This window comes from Lachnotalea sp. AF33-28, from assembly GCF_003477885.1.
GTDB lineage: Bacteria > Bacillota > Clostridia > Lachnospirales > Lachnospiraceae > AF33-28.
Genome location: NZ_QUEE01000014.1, coordinates 107,584 through 124,285, shown reverse-complemented (window position 1 = coordinate 124,285; position 16,702 = coordinate 107,584). Strand labels below are relative to the sequence as shown.

11 protein-coding genes and 2 tRNA genes are annotated in these 16,702 nt (G+C 51.3%); 12 read left to right on the top strand and 1 reads right to left on the bottom strand.

What is annotated here, in order from left to right; translation table 11 throughout:
• The first annotated feature begins 9 nt into the window (after window positions 1–9).
• The 12 genes from DWZ56_RS17800 (at window position 10) to DWZ56_RS17740 (ending at window position 16,024) form a co-directional block, all read left to right on the top strand.
• On the top strand, window positions 10–903 hold the full coding sequence (locus tag DWZ56_RS17800; protein WP_118557967.1) for a carbohydrate ABC transporter permease: 894 nt from the start codon (window positions 10–12) through the stop codon (window positions 901–903).
• A complete protein-coding gene (locus DWZ56_RS17795; RefSeq protein WP_118557951.1) occupies window positions 904–1,749 on the top strand; it encodes a carbohydrate ABC transporter permease in 846 nt (281 codons plus the stop codon). It begins immediately after the preceding gene.
• Window positions 1,750–1,807: 58 nt separating this feature from the next.
• Complete coding sequence (locus DWZ56_RS17790; protein WP_118557950.1) at window positions 1,808–3,532, top strand: hypothetical protein; 1,725 nt, start codon at window positions 1,808–1,810, stop codon at window positions 3,530–3,532.
• Window positions 3,529–5,478, top strand: a complete 1,950-nt coding sequence (locus DWZ56_RS17785; protein ID WP_118557949.1) for an ADP-ribosylglycohydrolase family protein — start codon at window positions 3,529–3,531, stop codon at window positions 5,476–5,478. Before DWZ56_RS17790 ends, DWZ56_RS17785 begins: the two co-directional genes overlap by 4 nt.
• Complete coding sequence (locus DWZ56_RS17780; RefSeq protein ID WP_118557948.1) at window positions 5,475–6,206, top strand: SGNH/GDSL hydrolase family protein; 732 nt, start codon at window positions 5,475–5,477, stop codon at window positions 6,204–6,206. The genes DWZ56_RS17785 and DWZ56_RS17780 overlap by 4 nt, the downstream gene beginning before the upstream one ends.
• Before the next feature lie 294 nt (window positions 6,207–6,500).
• Window positions 6,501–6,571 (top strand) — tRNA-Gly (locus tag DWZ56_RS17770).
• Window positions 6,572–6,611: 40 nt separating this feature from the next.
• A tRNA-Gly gene (locus DWZ56_RS17765) sits at window positions 6,612–6,683 on the top strand.
• A 248-nt stretch (window positions 6,684–6,931) separates the two neighbouring features.
• Window positions 6,932–10,225, top strand: a complete 3,294-nt coding sequence (locus DWZ56_RS17760; RefSeq protein WP_199679621.1) for a glycoside hydrolase family 2 protein — start codon at window positions 6,932–6,934, stop codon at window positions 10,223–10,225.
• Window positions 10,226–10,494: 269 nt separating this feature from the next.
• Window positions 10,495–11,679, top strand: coding sequence for a helix-turn-helix domain-containing protein (locus DWZ56_RS17755; protein ID WP_118557946.1), 1,185 nt, complete (start codon window positions 10,495–10,497; stop codon window positions 11,677–11,679).
• A gap of 134 nt (window positions 11,680–11,813) precedes the next feature.
• Window positions 11,814–13,046: an MFS transporter gene (locus tag DWZ56_RS17750; RefSeq protein ID WP_118557945.1), complete on the top strand. Its 1,233-nt coding sequence runs from the start codon at window positions 11,814–11,816 to the stop codon at window positions 13,044–13,046.
• A 142-nt stretch (window positions 13,047–13,188) separates the two neighbouring features.
• Window positions 13,189–15,129: a glycoside hydrolase family 127 protein gene (locus DWZ56_RS17745; protein WP_118557944.1), complete on the top strand. Its 1,941-nt coding sequence runs from the start codon at window positions 13,189–13,191 to the stop codon at window positions 15,127–15,129.
• 22 nt (window positions 15,130–15,151) lie between these two features.
• Window positions 15,152–16,024 (top strand): AraC family transcriptional regulator, encoded by an 873-nt coding sequence (locus DWZ56_RS17740; protein ID WP_118557943.1) that lies wholly within the window; start codon window positions 15,152–15,154, stop codon window positions 16,022–16,024.
• Here DWZ56_RS17740 and DWZ56_RS17735 read toward each other — a convergent pair.
• Window positions 16,021–16,512 (bottom strand): MGMT family protein, encoded by a 492-nt coding sequence (locus DWZ56_RS17735; RefSeq protein ID WP_118557942.1) that lies wholly within the window; start codon window positions 16,510–16,512, stop codon window positions 16,021–16,023. The genes DWZ56_RS17740 and DWZ56_RS17735 overlap by 4 nt on opposite strands.
• Between the last annotated feature and the right edge of the window lie 190 nt (window positions 16,513–16,702).

The following is a 16,702-nucleotide window of genomic DNA, read 5'->3' as shown; positions in this document are numbered from 1 at the left end:
GGCATGTATATGACAAAGAAAAAAAGTAAAAAAACAGGATGGGGACAAACATCGGGCTATCTGTACATCCTGCCTTGGATTCTGGGTTTTCTGCTTCTGCAGTTTCTGCCCCTGGCCAATTCGCTAAGGTATTCCCTGACGGATATCAAGCTGGGCGGAGATTACCGGTTCATCGGGCTGGATAACTACATAAGGATGTTCACCGGAGATCCTGATTTGGCAAATTCCATGAAGGTCACTTTAAAATACATATTGATGGCAGTGCCCTCCAAGCTGGTATTCGCTCTTCTCGTGGCAATGCTGCTTAGCGTAAAGATGAAGGGTATCCGATTTTTCCGGACAGTTTACTATCTGCCGTCCATATTGGGCGGAAGCGTGGCGATTTCCGCGCTGTGGCGTGTTATGTTCATGAAATCGGGCATTGTCAACAATCTGCTGGGCACCGATATCAACTGGCTGGGTGATCCAAAATACGCGCTACTTACGATAACGCTGATTGATGTATGGCAGTTCGGTTCCTCCATGGTGCTGTTCTTTGCGGCTCTTAAGCAGGTGCCAAAAGATTTGTATGAGGCGGCACAGATAGACGGCGCGGGAAAATGCGGCAGATTTTTTCGCATCACCCTCCCCATGATCAGCCCGATCATCCTGTTTAATATGGTGATGCAGACCATCAATACCCTGCAGAACTACACTTCCGCTTATGTTGTAACTGGAGGCGGCCCGATTAAATCCACCTATGTCATGGGATTAAAAATCTATGAAGACGCGTTTGTAAAATCGGATTTAGGCTATGCCAGCGCCGAATCCTGGCTGTTGTTTGTGACGCTTCTGCTTCTGACGGGAGTGATCTTTTTTACATCGAGGTACTGGGTATTTTATGCGGATGAAGGAGGGAGATAGATGAGACGAAGAGGGAGCAGGGCGGGCTCATGGATTTCTTTCCTTATTATTCTGGCGGTGGGAATCTGCATGATCTATCCCTTGGTATGGATGTTTTTTGCATCCTTTAAGACCAACAACGAAATCAATCTGGGAACGGGGCTTCTGCCGGCGCAGTATGACGTATCCGGATTTATCAAGGGCTGGAGATCCACCGGGCAGTATACATATACGGATTATTTTGCCAATACCTTTCTGCTGGTGATCCCCACCGTGGCGTTCACGGTCATCTCCAGTACACTGGTATCCTACGGATTCGCCAGGTTTGCTTTCAGAGGCAGCCGGCTGTTGTTCGGAATTATGCTTTCTACGCTGATGGTTCCCAATGCGGTGCTGATCATACCGAGATATCTGCTGTTTCGGGATCTGAACTGGCTGAATACGTATCTGCCGTTCTGGATGCCGGCGGTGCTTGGCTGTTATCCGTTCTTTATCTATCAGGAGGTGCAGTTTCTGCGGGGGATTCCCAGAGATCTGGACGAGGCGGCCAGAATCGACGGCTGCGGCAGTTTTCAGATACTCATCCGCATACTGATGCCTATATTAAAGCCGTCACTGATATCGGTCTGCATCTTTCAGACCATATGGACATGGAACGATTTTATGAATCCGCTGATTTACATCAACAGCGTATCGAAATACCCGCTGGCACTGGCGCTTCGGATGGGGCTGGATGTGGCGGCGGCAGCAAACTGGAATGAGATCATGGCAATGGCCAGCGTATCGATCGTGCCGCTGGTAATCATGTTTTTCTGCCTGCAGAAGTACTTTGTGGAAGGGATAGCAACGTCAGGGCTTAAGGGATAAAAAAAGGTACAAAACAAATGGAATAGTTCAGACAAATTAATATCAGGAGAGGTTAAAGATGGAAAAATATACGTTTCGTGCAATGGAGCTGCATGACAGCACGCAGATCTGGAATCTGGATGAGATCCGCAAAAGACTGGATTTTATGGTGAAGAATCACATGAACGCGCTGGTGTTTCATGAACCGGGAATTGAGGATAAGATTGTATTTCCGGCGAAGTTTCTGGGAGGAAGCGGGGAGCCGGACAGTTACTACGATGCCTTTTTGGAGGTGGATCACGCTATCCTGTACCATGCCTTAAGAGAGAATCTGAACCTGAACCGAAGGGACTATATGAACCATGTGATCCGCGAGGCGAAAGAGGCGGGGGTACAGATATTTTTTGAGAATAAAGAACTGTGGTTTTCGGATTTTATATTAAAATATAAAAAGGAGCTGATGCAGGACGGGGTCATCTGTCCCAGCGACCCTTTCTGGTATGAGGAGTTCCTTCCCTATAAATATAAAGAACTGTTTCTGGCGCTGCCTGACCTGGGCGGGATTGTCTGCTCAATCGGGACGGGAGAGGCGAGGCTTGCGATCAGCAATACCTTTGCGTGCGGCTGTGAGAGGTGCAGACATCTGGATCCGGTGGAATGGTATAAAAATATGATTATGGCCATGTATAAGCCGTTCCATGAGGCCGGCAAGAAGCTGATCATCCGCGACTTCATCTATACGAAAGAGGAACAGGAGCGGTTTAAGACCGCGTTTAACGCGATGCCGGAGGATATCGTGCTCTCTCTGAAAAATACGCCCCACGACTTTTACCCCACATTCCCCGATAACCCCCTCATGGGGCAGGTGGATCCTCATCCGCAGATCACGGAGTATGATGTCAACGGACAGTTTTTCGGATGGGGCGCGCAGCCGTCGGCTATGCTGAAGGATATACGCAGAAGGCTGAAATATGGCAGCGAGCATCATGTAACCGGTTTTCTGGCCAGAACGGACTGGGAAGGGGTGCAGGACTGGACTTGTTTTGATAATTTGAATATGGTTAACCTGTATGCGATCGCGGCCTATGCGGAAAATGAGAATGTGAGGGAAGAGGAAATCTATCTCAAATGGCTGCAGGGTGAGCACATGCTTCAGGAAGATCTGCTTCCCGGCGAGCTGAAGCGCTGCGTGGAAGACGTGGCGGAAATCATGAATGCCACCTGGCCCATCGTGGAAAAGACGAATTTTGTAAACGGATGCCTCTTTTCCAACGACAGCTGCATGCATCTGACTCCGGAACAGTTCACCTTTATCGGCGGGACGCACCACAGCTTAAGCGAGTGGGATCCGGAAAAAAAGGATGCGCTGGCCATGACGCCGGAAAATATCAGAAGCATTCTGGCGGACAAGGATGAAGCGAGACTTCGCTGTGAAGAGCTGGCGGACCGCGTGGCGGGAAGAAATATGGGGCTGACTGAAAAAGCATATGAACAGATGCGGGAGCATTTTGAATTTATGCGCTGGTACGTGAGAGGATTTCGCCTGACCGCCAGAGGATACTGCTTTGGAAGATATGTCACGGAAGCGGATCCGCAGGATGTGATTGCAGAGGGCAGGACAGCGGCGCAGCTTCTAAATGAGACAATCCGGGAGATGGAGGAGTACAGGGAAGCGCTTATAAAGACGGATTTTATAGGAAGGTATCCGTTTGACGCGCAGCTGAACCCGGAACGTGTGCTGTTTTATACCAATGCTTTGAAGCGGATGGCGCGGGAAATGTGTGAGGAAAGAGGCGTGATATGAGCGGAATAACAATTAACAGAGATGTCTTCCGGGATAAAGTAATGGGCTGCTGGCTGGGGAAAAACGCGGGCGGGACCCTGGGGGAGCCGCTGGAAGGAAAGTTCGGCAATAGAGAAATGCTGCATGTCGACTGGTACACCGAGCTGCCGGAAGGGGGGATACCCAACGATGATCTGGAGCTTCAGCTGATCTGGCTGCAACTGATCCTAAGTAAAGGCCCGGGACTGTCCTCTGCGGATTTTGTGGAAGCCTGGAACGACTGCATCGCTTATAATTTTGATGAATACGGTTTAAGCAAAGAAAACATGCAGAAAGGCCTGTCCGCACCTGTGTGCGGCTGGAACAACAATTATTTCAAAGACTGCATGGGCAGCCCGATCCGTTCTGAGATCTGGGCCTGCCTTGCACCCGGATGCCCGGAGGTAGCAGCCCGCTACGCATTTTTAGACGCCATTGTAGATCATGGCGGCGGGGAATCGGTCTATGGGGAGATTTTCAATGCGGTGCTGGAATCCGCGGCTTTCGTGCAGAATGATAAATGGGAGCTGCTTAAGCTGGCCCTGTCGTCCATTCCGGCGGACTGTCTGACCTACAGATGTGTCAAAAGGAGTATGGATAATTATAAGGCCGGCATGGGCTATGAGGATAACCGCAACGATGTGATGGAAGCTTTTTATCATCCGGTCGCCCAGTATTCCCCTTTAAATCTGGGCTTTCAGACCATAGGATGGCTGTACGGAGAAGATTTCGGCGATGCGATCTGCAAGGCGGTGAACTGCGGCTGGGATACGGACTGTACAGCGGCCACTCTGGGCGCACTGCTGGGTATTCTGGGAGGGGCCTCCTCGCTTCCGGATCAGTGGATCAAGCCTCTCGGATATGAGATTGCGACCAATATGGCGACCGGAGGTATCCGAAACCTGACTGCGCCGACAGACATCCGGGAACTGACCGCCGCGGTATGTGATGAGGCCGAACGGGTCGTCCGTTACTGGGGCTGTGATGTGACGTTTTCAGCGTCGGATATCATGACAGCAGGGGTGAGACTGGAGACACCGGATACAGGCTGGATGAAGCAATACCAGCCCGGCGGAATAAGGTATGATCTCGGAGGGCTTAAGGAAACTCTGATCTATGAAAAACATGCGGCTGTCTGCGCGGACCGTCCTTCAGCCGTGACGCTGTGCCTGGAAAATCCGCATCCGACAGCAAAAAATATCCGGATGCAGGTGAGCCTGCCGGAGGGTTTTGGTTTGGCGTGCGATGTCCCGGATACGCTGCAGATACCGGCGGGAGGCAGGAGACAAGTGCGCATGGAGATCGCAGCCGGCGGGAACGCCATCGCCGAATCCAACCGCGGCTGGATCCTTTTGACTCCCGAAGGCGAACCCGCTTTTCCCGCGGTCCCGCTGGTGCTTTTGGGGGGCAGCCGATGGCTGGTGTCCGGCCTTTTTAAGGGCAGAACCCTTGATGATAACTGCGGTATTGCGGAGGATCAGATTTTTACGCGGTGTCCGGAAGGTTTTGAAGAGCAGTGGAACCCCGGCAATGATCTGGAACTGGGGCATAAGTTCACGGAGAAAGGCGTGATCTTTGCGCTGCATCATATCTATACCGAAACGGAACGTGAGGCGGTGCTGGGAGTGCCCAACAACGGATTTATGAAGCTGTATGTAAACGGGGAGATGATCCACAGGACGGTGAAGCAGGTGAGCCTGCGCCCCAATCTCGGAAATGGCGGAGCGCTGGGAGATCTATCCAATTATAAGGTGACGAGGCTGAAACGGGGCTGGAATCAGGTGCTGATCAAGCTGGAGGCGGATGTACTGCCCCAGGAGGCGCATTTCACCATGGGAGAAATGAGCACCGTTTGTGCTAAGAACCACGGAATGCCGCTGCTTCATATAAGACGTTCCGGATTTTCCTGGGAGGGTGAGGATAAATGAGCGAAGGGGATATGCGGGCCAGGCGGTGCATACGGCCCGGATACTTAAGCAGGCAGGTGAAGTCCGATGACAGAAGGATGGAATTTGACTGCAAGAACGAAGTGCTCATCCGGAAAGAAATACCGGTGGATCTTTTGTTTATTGGGGATTCCATCACCCAGATGTGGGAGCTGTCCGCCTATTTTCACAGTACGGGACTGCGCATGATCAACCGCGGAATCGGCGGTGACCGGACAGAATATCTGCTGCACCGTTTTTATGCCGACGCGGTCCAGCTGAAACCGCGTTTTACGGTTTTGATGGCGGGAATCAACGATGCCTGGGAACTGGAGGCCGATGCGTGGAAGCAGGAAAGCGGGAAACCTCTGAAGGAAGTGCTGGAGCATGCGCTGGCCAATATGGACCGGGTGCTCGACATTGCGGCGGATCATCGGATGAGGATGGCGGTCTGTTCCATCCTGCCCACCTGCATGCGGTTTACCGGACAGGAAAAAGCCCGTCAGGAGTATGTGAAGCGATACAATGAGGGACTGAAAGAACTGGCTAAGCGGCATCAGATGTGTTTTGTGGATTACTATCCGGCGTTTGTCAGTGAAGACGGCTGTTCCATGAGAGAGAGCCTCACTGCCGACGGGCTCCACCCCAATGTATACGGATATGACAGGATGGCGCAGATATTGGCTTCGTGCCTGGAACAGGAAGGGGTAGTTCCAAACGGGAATCCGTAGAGGCAGGCCTTAACCGTTTTATAGAAATATAGAGTCGTATACATCCGTACACCGGCCGGCGGCCGGGTAATGCCGCCGGCTGGTGTGCTGCTTATTCCTTGTATGCGATGACTGTAAATTCACCCGGTACTTTCGGATTATCCCATGCGGGATGTTCATCGAAGCGCTTCAACACGAACCGGTTGTCTATTACTGAATTTATAATTTCACTGACAAGCGTGAACAGAAATTCTTGAAATTTATATTTTAGGTCTTTACAAATGTAAAATACAATGATATAATAACTACCGTTCTGCGGGTGTAGTTCAATGGTAGAACACTAGCCTTCCAAGCTAGATACGTGGGTTCGATTCCCATCACCCGCTTGTGTTATTTTATTTATGAGGTATTTTTAATCATTTATGTGCGCGAGTGGCTCAGTGGTGGAGTATCGCCTTGCCAAGGCGAGGGTCGCGGGTTCGAATCCCGTCTCGCGCTCTCACACAAAAACGTCTTCCCTTCGGAAGGCGTTTTTGTGTTATATGCCTGATACGTCCCGTCACACGAAAGCATGCGAAAGTGAACATTGACGGTGAACATAGCCCTAAGTGGCTTGTGTTTTCTCCCGCCCTATGTTAAAATTTGACTGTTCAGGCACCGGCACAAAATCCCATAGATAGGAAGTTACCGGGCATGGTGTTGAAACAAACCGGATACAAATAATTTCATCAAGAATGGAGGACATGATGAAGTACTCATTTCATTACTGCTGGCATTTTAAGCTGGCGGACTGCTTCCCTGTAAGGAAAGCGATGGACAGTTTCAGAGATCAGAACGGCCGTTATTTCTACGAGCCGGAGTATCAGGAAAATGACTGGCAGGAGGTTTCCCTTCCCCATACGTTTAACGATGCGGATCTGTTTCGCGACAGGATTGAAGATGCGGGCAGCGGACAGAAGCGCACCGTATCCTTTTACCGAAAATGGTTCACGCTGAAACCGGAAGAAAAAGGAAAGAAGGTCCTGATTGAGTTTGAAGGAATCCGTCAGACCTGTTATCTGTACATAAATGGCCATATGGCGGGTTATCTGGAATCCGGCGTAGCGCCCTTTGGCTTTGATTTGACAAACTGGATCAATTATGAGAACCCTAACCTGATTGCGGTGGTCACGGATAACACCAGCACCAGAAATCTGGATGTATGCACGGCGGAGACACCCAATGCTCCCGATGTGGAACCGGGATCTTATCTGTTCCCAATCACTGAAGCTGCGGATGTGCCGGCTGATCGGGTGGGAGTCAATTACTTTTGGAACTGCAACGATTTTAATCCGTCCATCGGCGGATTGAGCAAGAATGTATGGCTTCATGTGGTGAACCGCCTGTATCTGACACTGCCTCTCTACAGTAATCTGCGGACCAAAGGGCTGTATGTCTACGGGTCCCGGTATGACATCCCGGAAAAGAGCGCACAGATTCATGCGGTAGCCGAAGTGCGCAATGAAACCGGGACTGATAAGTCTGTCCGCCTGGACATCCGTATCAGAGATGCAGAGGGAAATGTGGCTGCTGCGTTTTCATCAGAGACCGTTTGTGTGCCGTCTGTAACCCTTCCGGCTCCGGAACTTTCCATCATACCGAAGGACGCTTACCGCAAAGAGGGGACTCACTATGTCCCCGTGGACGATGAGGATGCGGTGAAGGAGACAGAGACGGATTCCCTCATGGTATCCGTGGTAAAAGCCTGTGCCGGTGCGGCGGACCTGCGTTTCTGGGCGATCGATGATCCTTATTTGTATTCAGTGGAGGCAGATCTGGTCTGTGATGAAGAAGTGGTGGATTCACAGACAATCATCACGGGATTTCGCAAGGTTACCTATGACTGCAGCAAAGGGCTGATGATCAATGATATGCCTGTATGGCTTACCGGCTATGCCCAGCGTTCCGCCAACGAATGGGCCGCTGTGGGCGCGGCCGTGGACTGGCTGAAGGATTATGATGCGAAACTGATCCGCGAGAGCAACGCAAACCATATACGCTGGATGCATGTGGCCGCCTGTCCGGCGGATATCCGCGCCTGTGACCGCAGGGGCATCGTCTGCACACAGCCCGCTGGAGATAAAGAGCGCGAAAACTTCGGGCGCCAGTGGGATCAGCGTGTGGAACTGATGCGGGATGTGATCGTCTATTTCCGGAACAATCCTTCCATTGTATTTTGGGAAGTCGGCAACAACGCGGTAAACAAAAAACATATGAGGGAGATGCGCCTCTTAAAGGGGGTCCTGGATCCGAATGGCGGCAGGATGATCGGCTGCAGAACCATCAACACAAAAGAGGTGGTGGAAGAGGCCGAGTATACCGGTACCATGCTGAACCGTCATGCAGGTTCTTTCCAGGCAAAGCTGATGCCGATCACGGAGACGGAGTATCTGCGTGAGGAAGCCCCCAGGCGTGTGTGGGATGACTTTACACCTCCGGATTATGATTACGACAATCTGTGGCTGGGCAAGGCGGGAAAAAAACAGCCCGGCGGCGATTATCATGATTTGACCTCTGAGGATCTGGTTCTGCGCGCGGCATCCGGATACAGTGAGTTTTTCAATGACCGGATCGGGGGCGCTTCCGGCAAAGATCTGTATTCCGCGACAGCCGCTCTGTGCTGGACGGATTCTGCGCAGCACGGAAGACAGGCGTTCAGTGAAAATGCCAGGATGAGCGGAAGAGTGGATGCGGTCCGTGTTAAAAAACAGGTGTTTGATGTATTCCGGGTGATGCAGTCCGACGAACCGCAGCTAAAGATCGTAGGCCACTGGAACTATCCGCAGGAGGACGGCATAAGCTACCGATATGCTGAAAAAGAATTTGACGGCCATTACTGGGTGAAAAACGGAAAATATGCTTACCGTAATCCTAAGGATAAGACGGTCTATGTAATTGGAAGCTACTCCATTAAAAAGATGGAACTGTTTATCAACGGCGTATTGGCAGGCAGCTGTGACAAGCCGAACAGCACCTTTGTATTTGCGTTCCCCCATATTGACATAACACAGTCCGGAAGGATTGAGGCTGTGGGATATGGCTATGACGGCAAGGAAGCCGTGAGGGATCTGATTGAAACGGTGGGAGAACCTGCACAGCTGAAGCTGACGCTTCATACCGGCAGAAACGGCCTGATGGCGGATGGCGCGGATGTGGCCTATGCGGATGTGGAAGTGCTGGATGAAGAGGGGCGTCTCTGCCCTCTGTGCTATGACCGTATCGATTTTGATCTGGACGGCCCTGCGCAGTTCCTGGGTGGATATAACAGCGGTAAATTCGCCGGCTATGGACGGGATAACAGCGTGATTCATAAAAATCATGTATATGCTGAGTGCGGAAACAACAGGGTATTTATCCGTTCCGCCATGAGCGCGGGTAAAATCTGTCTGAAGGCGGTTATGAAGCCGTCGGAGGTTTCGGATGGAACCATGCATGCGGCTAAGGAACTGCGGGCGGAGGTCTCCCTGGAAAGCGTACCTGTAAAGCTTTCCGCTTTAAAAGAGAGCGCGGCGGTTCTGGAGCAGCTGCCCAGGCTTGAGTATGCTGCACAAAAGCCGGAAGGAAAGCCCGCATTTCTCCCGATACCGGAAGCGGATAAGCAGAAATATGTGCCGGAGCTTCATGAATACTGCAAGATACTGATTAACGGCGATGAGCCGGATACCCACAGCATCCGCAGCGTCTATGAGGATTACGGCGTATGGGGGCCGGTGCTCTACATCCTGGAGCGCCTGGTACAGCGGGATCCGGACCGCTTAAGCTATACCTATGATCCGGATGTGAAGCGCCTGGTCGTAAAGAGCGGCGGCCATGAAATACTGGCGGAGACGGGCAGAACCCATCTGCTGGTGGATGGCGAGGAAAATCTGATGAACGGTGAGCCCAGGATTCAGGAAGGCACCTTTTATATGGAAATCAGCGCACTGATTCCCTGGATTAAGGGGTTAACGGCAGCTTATGACGATGGAATCCGGGCATATCGGATTAAGACGGACAATTAAACGGTAAAAAGACAGCATGATGGTTTTTAACTGTCATGCTGTTTTCGTGGTAATATCTAACGGTAAGAGCGGTATACCGCGGACAAAACGGAGATTGGGGATATGTTATAAAGGATCTGAATCAAACATATGGGTGGGACAGCGTGCTGAAGTTGACGGACGGAGGAACCTGTGAGGAAGTCCTGGGAAAGAGTTCAAAGGACATTTATGCGGAATGGGTATCCTTTCTGAAAAATTACCGTAAGTAAAATGGGGGAACGGAGGGCGAAATGAATATTGCCGGAATGCTGCTTAGAATAGAACGCCTGAAACAGGGAAAAGGACAGAAGGAAATATGCCAAGGGATCTGTGTGGTCAGCTATTTGAGCAAAATAGAGCGCGGCAAAGTGGACCCGGATCCGGAGATTTTGCGACGGCTTTTTCAGGAGCTGGGCATTGACTACTGCTGTGACCGGGATTTCCTTGCATGGGCGGAGAACCTCATAAAAAAAGCCTATTACCAGTTGGATTACAGTCTGGACCGGGCTGCCTTTCGGGAGCTTACGCCCGAGGATAAAAAACTGTCCTACAGCCCGTTTGCCCTGGACTGGATCATACTAAAGGGACTGGAGCGGGATGAGATTCCCATTGAAGTCCTCGATGAGTGCGCTGACGCCATGGACCCCCAGCAGCTGGCCTGGTATTATATGGTTCCCGATGCCTGCCGCGGCCAGGAGAATATCCGCAGGGCAAAGCGGGCTTATGAGATATTGGGCAGCAGCACCAGCCTGCTGCATTTGGCGTTGGCATACTGGGAGGCTTCGGAGTATCTGAAGGTGCAGGAGCTGTGTGAGCAGGCGGCAGATCTGGCCGTGCGTGAAGGCAATACTTATAATATTGCTGACAGCTTCTTTATGGCAGGCAATTTGTATGCATGCCTGAAGCTGGATGAGCTGATGTTCTCCAACTATGAGCGGGGGATCCGGCTGCTTCAAAATACCTTCTGGGCGGAAGAATTAGATGGCGTTTATTATAATATGGGCGCCACATTTTTGGAAATGAACCGGTTCGACGAGGCGAGGAAATATCTGGACATGGTACAGGGGAAGCATTTTCTCCTGGATCAGAAAAAATGCCTGCTTGAAATCCGCACGGGTAATCATGAGAAAGCCATGCAGTATCTGGAGGAAATGGAAAAAGAGGCGGCAAAACTGCCTCCGGATCATGAGATACAGCTCCTGATGCTTGAGGAAGCGAGGATGGAGCTGAAAAAAGACTTTCTATCCGACCGGGCCTATCTTAATCTGCTGGATCGGCTGATGCAGCTGCTGGAGCAGGAGCTCCATTTCGGTTATATGAATTTTTACCATGACCAGTATAAGGAGGCCTGCTGCAGGCAGAGAATGTACAGGAAGGCTATGGAGATAGAAACGAAATTTTCCTCGATAACATCAAAAATGCTTTTTAAAAGATAATATAATATAAAGAATTTCTCAAACTAAATGATTTGCTCTTCTTTAAATAATCTCATATAATGACATAAACAAAAGGCGGCAAAGTTGTGCATGTCAGTGCGTCTGCTAATTCGGAGGCGCAGAGAGGAAGAGCAATGAAGAAAAAATTATGGACCAAAGATTTCACACTGATCACCGCATCCACCATCCTGTCCGCCGTGGGTGGGGAGGCCATGAGCCTGCCGGTCAGCCTGCTGGTATTTGATGAGACCCAGTCAACATTTCTGTCGTCGCTGATCCTGGTCTGCTCCATGCTGCCGGATATTCTGCTGCCGATACTGATCTCGCCGATCATCGACAAGTTCAGCAAGAAGAAATGGATTGTGGGGCTGGATATCCTGATGGCGGCTATCTATATCGGCATGGGGTTCTGGCTGCTGTCCCATCCCTTTCAGTACGGCCTTTATCTGGTTTATACGCTGGCGGTGGCGGCCATATCGGTATTTTACAACTTAAGCTATTGTGCATGGTACCCGGACCTGATCCCAGCCGGTTCCGAGCAGAAAGGATATTCTGTGAGCGCGACCATCTATCCGACGGTTACGATTTTGATGGCTCCGGCCGCAACCTTTCTGTATGAACATGTCGCGATGGGATATATCTTCCTGTTCGTAGGAGCGCTGACTGTTTTATCGATCAGCCTGGAGGTGCATATCCGGGAGATCCGGCTGGCTGCCCGGGAAGGATACGGGATCAGACAGTATTTTACGGATATCAGAGAAGGCTTCCGGTATATCAGAAAAGAGAAGGGAATACGGAATATTTATACCTATATGGGGATCACCAACGGCGTGTCAAACGGCGTGGGGCTGATCACCCAGGCATATTATCAGACGCAGGCCTGGCTGACCGTCACCATGCTTGGATTTTTAAAGAGCAGCGAGATGATCGGCCGGATGATGGGCGGACTTGTGCAGTATAAAAAGGAGATCCCTGTAAATAAGCGGTATGGTGTTACGAAATTTGTATATACCTTCTATAATGCGATGGATTCGCTGCTTTTGTATATGCCCTTCCCTTTCATGCTGGCCAACCGGTTTTTGTGCGGCGCCCTGGGAACGACTACGGCAACCTTACGGGAAACAGCGGTGCAGTGCTATCTGCCGCCGGAGATCCGGGCGCGGATCATGGCCTTTTTCCAGGTGTTTTTTGCTGTCGGCGGCATCGCTTTCCAGCTTCTGGCAGGCTTTCTGGGACAGTATCTGCCGTTTCGGCCGCTGGCATTCGGACTCGGGATGTTTTCCATGATCAGCATGGCAGCCCTGATTTTTGTACCGAAGAACCAGAACCGTCCCGTATTTGAGGCGGTCAGAGAAGAACCGAAATAGCAGCTGAAAAAGTAAAAATTTTATACCTTTTCTGTGGCCATGGAGGTTTTCAGATACAGGGCTTCTCTGCTATAATGAAAAACAGCAAGGGGTTATAAGATACCCGCTATAATAACGATTGTAGGAGAAAGGAAGTCATGTCATGAACAATGTTAGGCCGATTGACCTGACCGGAGCACGTGTCAGCGATAAGTTTTGGGGAGAGTATATGGAACTGGTGCGCAGCCAGGTGATTCCTTATCAGTGGGAAGCGCTCAATGACCGGATTGAAGGCGCAACTCCCAGCCACTGTATTCATAATTTCCGCGTTGCTGCCGGACTGGAAGAAGGAGGGTTTCAGGGATTCGTATTTCAGGACAGCGATCTTTACAAATGGCTGGAAGCTGTGGCCTGGTCGCTTGCCTGGCATCCGGATGCCAAGCTGGAGGTGCTGGCGGATGAGACCATCGATCTGATCGGTGCGGCGCAGCAGCCGGACGGATACCTGGATACAAAATACATCATCGACGGTTTGGAAAACCGTTTTACCGATCTTATGAATAACCATGAACTGTACTGCCTCGGGCATATGATAGAGGCGGCGGTCGCTTACTATAAGGCCACCGGCAAACGCAGATTTATGGATATCGCCATCGGATATGTGGACTGTGTGGATTCGCTCTTTGGTCCTGAGGAAGGGAAGCTGAAGGGTTATCCCGGACATGAAGTGGCGGAAATGGCGCTGGTGGGCCTCTATAAGGTGACCGGGGAAGAAAGATTCTTAAAGCTGGCGAAGTATTTTGTGGATCAGCGGGGACAGTCCCCTCTTTACTTTGAGGAGGAACTAAAGAAAAGAGGCCGGCAAAACGGCTGGAACGGTGGAACCTTGGGATTCCAATATTATCAGGCCGCATTGCCCGTGAGGGAACAGACGGAGGCGCAGGGGCATTCCGTCCGCGCCGTATATCTGTATTCCGGCATTGCGGATGTGGCGGCCCAGACAGAAGATGCACAGCTTTTTGAGACCTGTGAGCGCCTGTGGAACAATCTGGTCAACAGGAGAATGTACATAACCGGTGCTATCGGCTCTTCCGCATATGGGGAGGCGTTTACCTTTGACTATGACCTGCCCAACGATACGGTATACGGCGAGACCTGCGCGGCCATCGGGCTTTGCTTCTTCGCCCGCCGGATGTTTGAGAACACAAAGGATGCGAAGTATATGGACGTGCTGGAACGCGCGCTCTATAACGGCGTGATCAGCGGAATGTCGCTGGACGGCAGGAAATTCTTCTATGTGAATCCTCTGGAGGTGCTGCCGGAAGCCTGCGAAAAGGATCAGAATAAGCGCCATGTGAAATATGAGCGGCAGAAATGGTTCGGCTGTGCCTGCTGCCCCCCGAATGTGGCCAGAATCCTGTCCTCCCTGGGCGCATATGCGTATCAGGAGAGCGACGATACCGTATTCATGAGCCTGTTTGTGGGCGGAACCTTCAGTGCATGCCTGGGAGGAATGCATAACCGTTTTTCAGTTACTACGGATTATCCGTGGGACGGGACCGTTAAGGTAAAGGCGGAATCGCTGGAAAGGGCAGAGTTTAGTTATGCAATAAGGATACCGGCCTGGTGTGCGGATTATCAGGTGAAGATAAACGGTGAGGCTGTGGAAGGAACTGTGGACAGAGGATACCTGTATCTGAACAGAACCTGGAGCGAGGGCGATGAGATAGAGCTTACGCTTAATATGCCTGTGGAACTGATCGCGGCCAATCCACGTATCCGTGAGGATATCGGCAAAGCCGTGGTGATGAGAGGACCTCTTGTATACTGTTTAGAGGAGGCGGATAACGGAGGACAGCTGCAGACAGTGCGTCTGGATCCGAGGGCCGGATTTGAAGTGATCCGTAAACCGGAGCTGTTAGGCGGAGTGAATGTGATAAAGACGGCGGGCAAGGCGATTGATATAAACGCCTGGGATCCCGATACCCCATACCGCAGGTATGAGGCCCCTGTTTATAAAGAACGTGAGCTTACTTTTATCCCATACTACTCCTGGACGAACCGGACTCCGGGAGAAATGACGGTCTGGGTTCATACACTGTAATCCTAAGAAAGGCGGGGAAAGCATGTATGTGCTTATTTCAAATGCAGGATATCCGCTAAGGCATGTATCCTGCGGCACTCTGGAAAGCAGCGGCGGATTTGTGCATCCTAGAAGAAATCTGGATACCTTTGTGCTGATTGTGGTAAAGGCCGGCGTGCTGCATATCACAACGGACGGAAGATCCTATGATGCGGGTCCGGGACATGCGGTGCTGCTGCTTGCGGGTAAGAACCACTGCGGCAGCCGGCCGAGCACGGGCAGGCTTTCCTACGACTGGGTTCATTTTACGGTCGATGATCCGGACTATACCGTTGAAAATCTGGCGAATCCGGCCGGCAAAGCATTCGAACACGGAGCGGATTTGCCAGAGCGCTATTTGATTCCGGAATGTTTTAAAATCACCTTTGCGGAAAAGGTGAATGTGCTCTTTGCGCAGCTGGTGGATCTGTCGCGGAGCATGAACTATATGCGTTCCTGCCGCTGCGATTATGCCCTAAGCCTGCTGGCGCTCAGCCTGACAAATGACCGCCTGCGGGCAAGCGGGCTTCCCGAAGAGGCCCCGGCAGGCATTATCGGCAGCATCGAGTACATCCGGCGTCACTATAACCGCCCCATCAGCGTAGCTGCGCTGGCCGGACAGTATGACTATAATGTCAGCTATTTTTCCAGAATCTTTAAACAGCATACAGGCTGTTCCCTGACCTCTTATATTAACAAAACCAGGATTACGGCTGCCAAGAATCTGCTGGTGGCCACCAATGAGCCGCTAAAGCAGATAGCCGGGATGTGCGGCATTCCCAACGAAAAATACTTTATGAAAATATTCCGGGAGCTGGAGGGAATGACCCCCAGCCAGTACCGCAGGGCGTTTAGGCTGAAACATATAGTGGATTAGTCCTGCAGGGAATTCAGCGGAAACAGACACTTTTCGTAATCCTTTACATAATAGCGGATGTTGGTGCGTCCCCGGGCGATCACCGTATGGCCCTCGGCTTCAAGCAGGGCCTTCTGGGCTTTTATGCCGCCGGGATATTTGGCATTGAGCTCGCCATGTGCTTTTAACGTTCTCCAATAAGGTGTCGGATCCTCCGCCCGCTGCCTGCTGGCCCATGCCGCTATGGACACAAAGATGCCGGCGGTGATCGGATCGGTAAAATCCGCGCCGCCTCTTTTCGCGAACAATTCACGGATGTCTCCGACGGTGGTGAGTCGGCCTTCAGGAATCCGCTTCATGATCCGGTCATATTCTATGGGCGGGGCGAAATACATCCGTTCGCCGCCGTACTTTTTAATGGTGGCCGCGTCCGTCACGATTTGTATTTTCGGCATGCCGTTGTCCCGCCTAAGCATTTCATTAAAATCTTTCTTATCTTCGTTTGCCATATCCTGTACCTCCGCGTTTGCATTCCCATCTGAATTTAAATCTGGTTTCAGCATATACCATTCTGGCAGTTCATGCAATGAGACAGTTTAAAAAGTTCCTATTCACAGCTGCCGTAAACTTCCCGCGTATGACAGACCAGAGTATGGTTCTCATTGGGACACGCTCTCGCTCCGTGAAGCGCGCAGCGGT

Bases quoted from the DNA above. Each gene is read 5' to 3' on its own strand.
- DWZ56_RS17785 (WP_118557949.1), top strand. From the start codon at position 3,529: ATGAGCGGAATAACAATTAACAGAGATGTCTTCCGGGATAAAGTAATG.
- DWZ56_RS17735 (WP_118557942.1), bottom strand. From the start codon at position 16,512: ATGGCAAACGAAGATAAGAAAGATTTTAATGAAATGCTTAGGCGGGAC.
- DWZ56_RS17740 (WP_118557943.1), top strand. From the start codon at position 15,152: ATGTATGTGCTTATTTCAAATGCAGGATATCCGCTAAGGCATGTATCC.
- DWZ56_RS17780 (WP_118557948.1), top strand. From the start codon at position 5,475: ATGAGCGAAGGGGATATGCGGGCCAGGCGGTGCATACGGCCCGGATAC.
- DWZ56_RS17795 (WP_118557951.1), top strand. From the start codon at position 904: ATGAGACGAAGAGGGAGCAGGGCGGGCTCATGGATTTCTTTCCTTATT.
- DWZ56_RS17790 (WP_118557950.1), top strand. From the start codon at position 1,808: ATGGAAAAATATACGTTTCGTGCAATGGAGCTGCATGACAGCACGCAG.
- DWZ56_RS17755 (WP_118557946.1), top strand. From the start codon at position 10,495: ATGAATATTGCCGGAATGCTGCTTAGAATAGAACGCCTGAAACAGGGA.
- DWZ56_RS17760 (WP_199679621.1), top strand. From the start codon at position 6,932: ATGAAGTACTCATTTCATTACTGCTGGCATTTTAAGCTGGCGGACTGC.
- DWZ56_RS17750 (WP_118557945.1), top strand. From the start codon at position 11,814: ATGAAGAAAAAATTATGGACCAAAGATTTCACACTGATCACCGCATCC.
- DWZ56_RS17800 (WP_118557967.1), top strand. From the start codon at position 10: ATGACAAAGAAAAAAAGTAAAAAAACAGGATGGGGACAAACATCGGGC.
- DWZ56_RS17745 (WP_118557944.1), top strand. From the start codon at position 13,189: ATGAACAATGTTAGGCCGATTGACCTGACCGGAGCACGTGTCAGCGAT.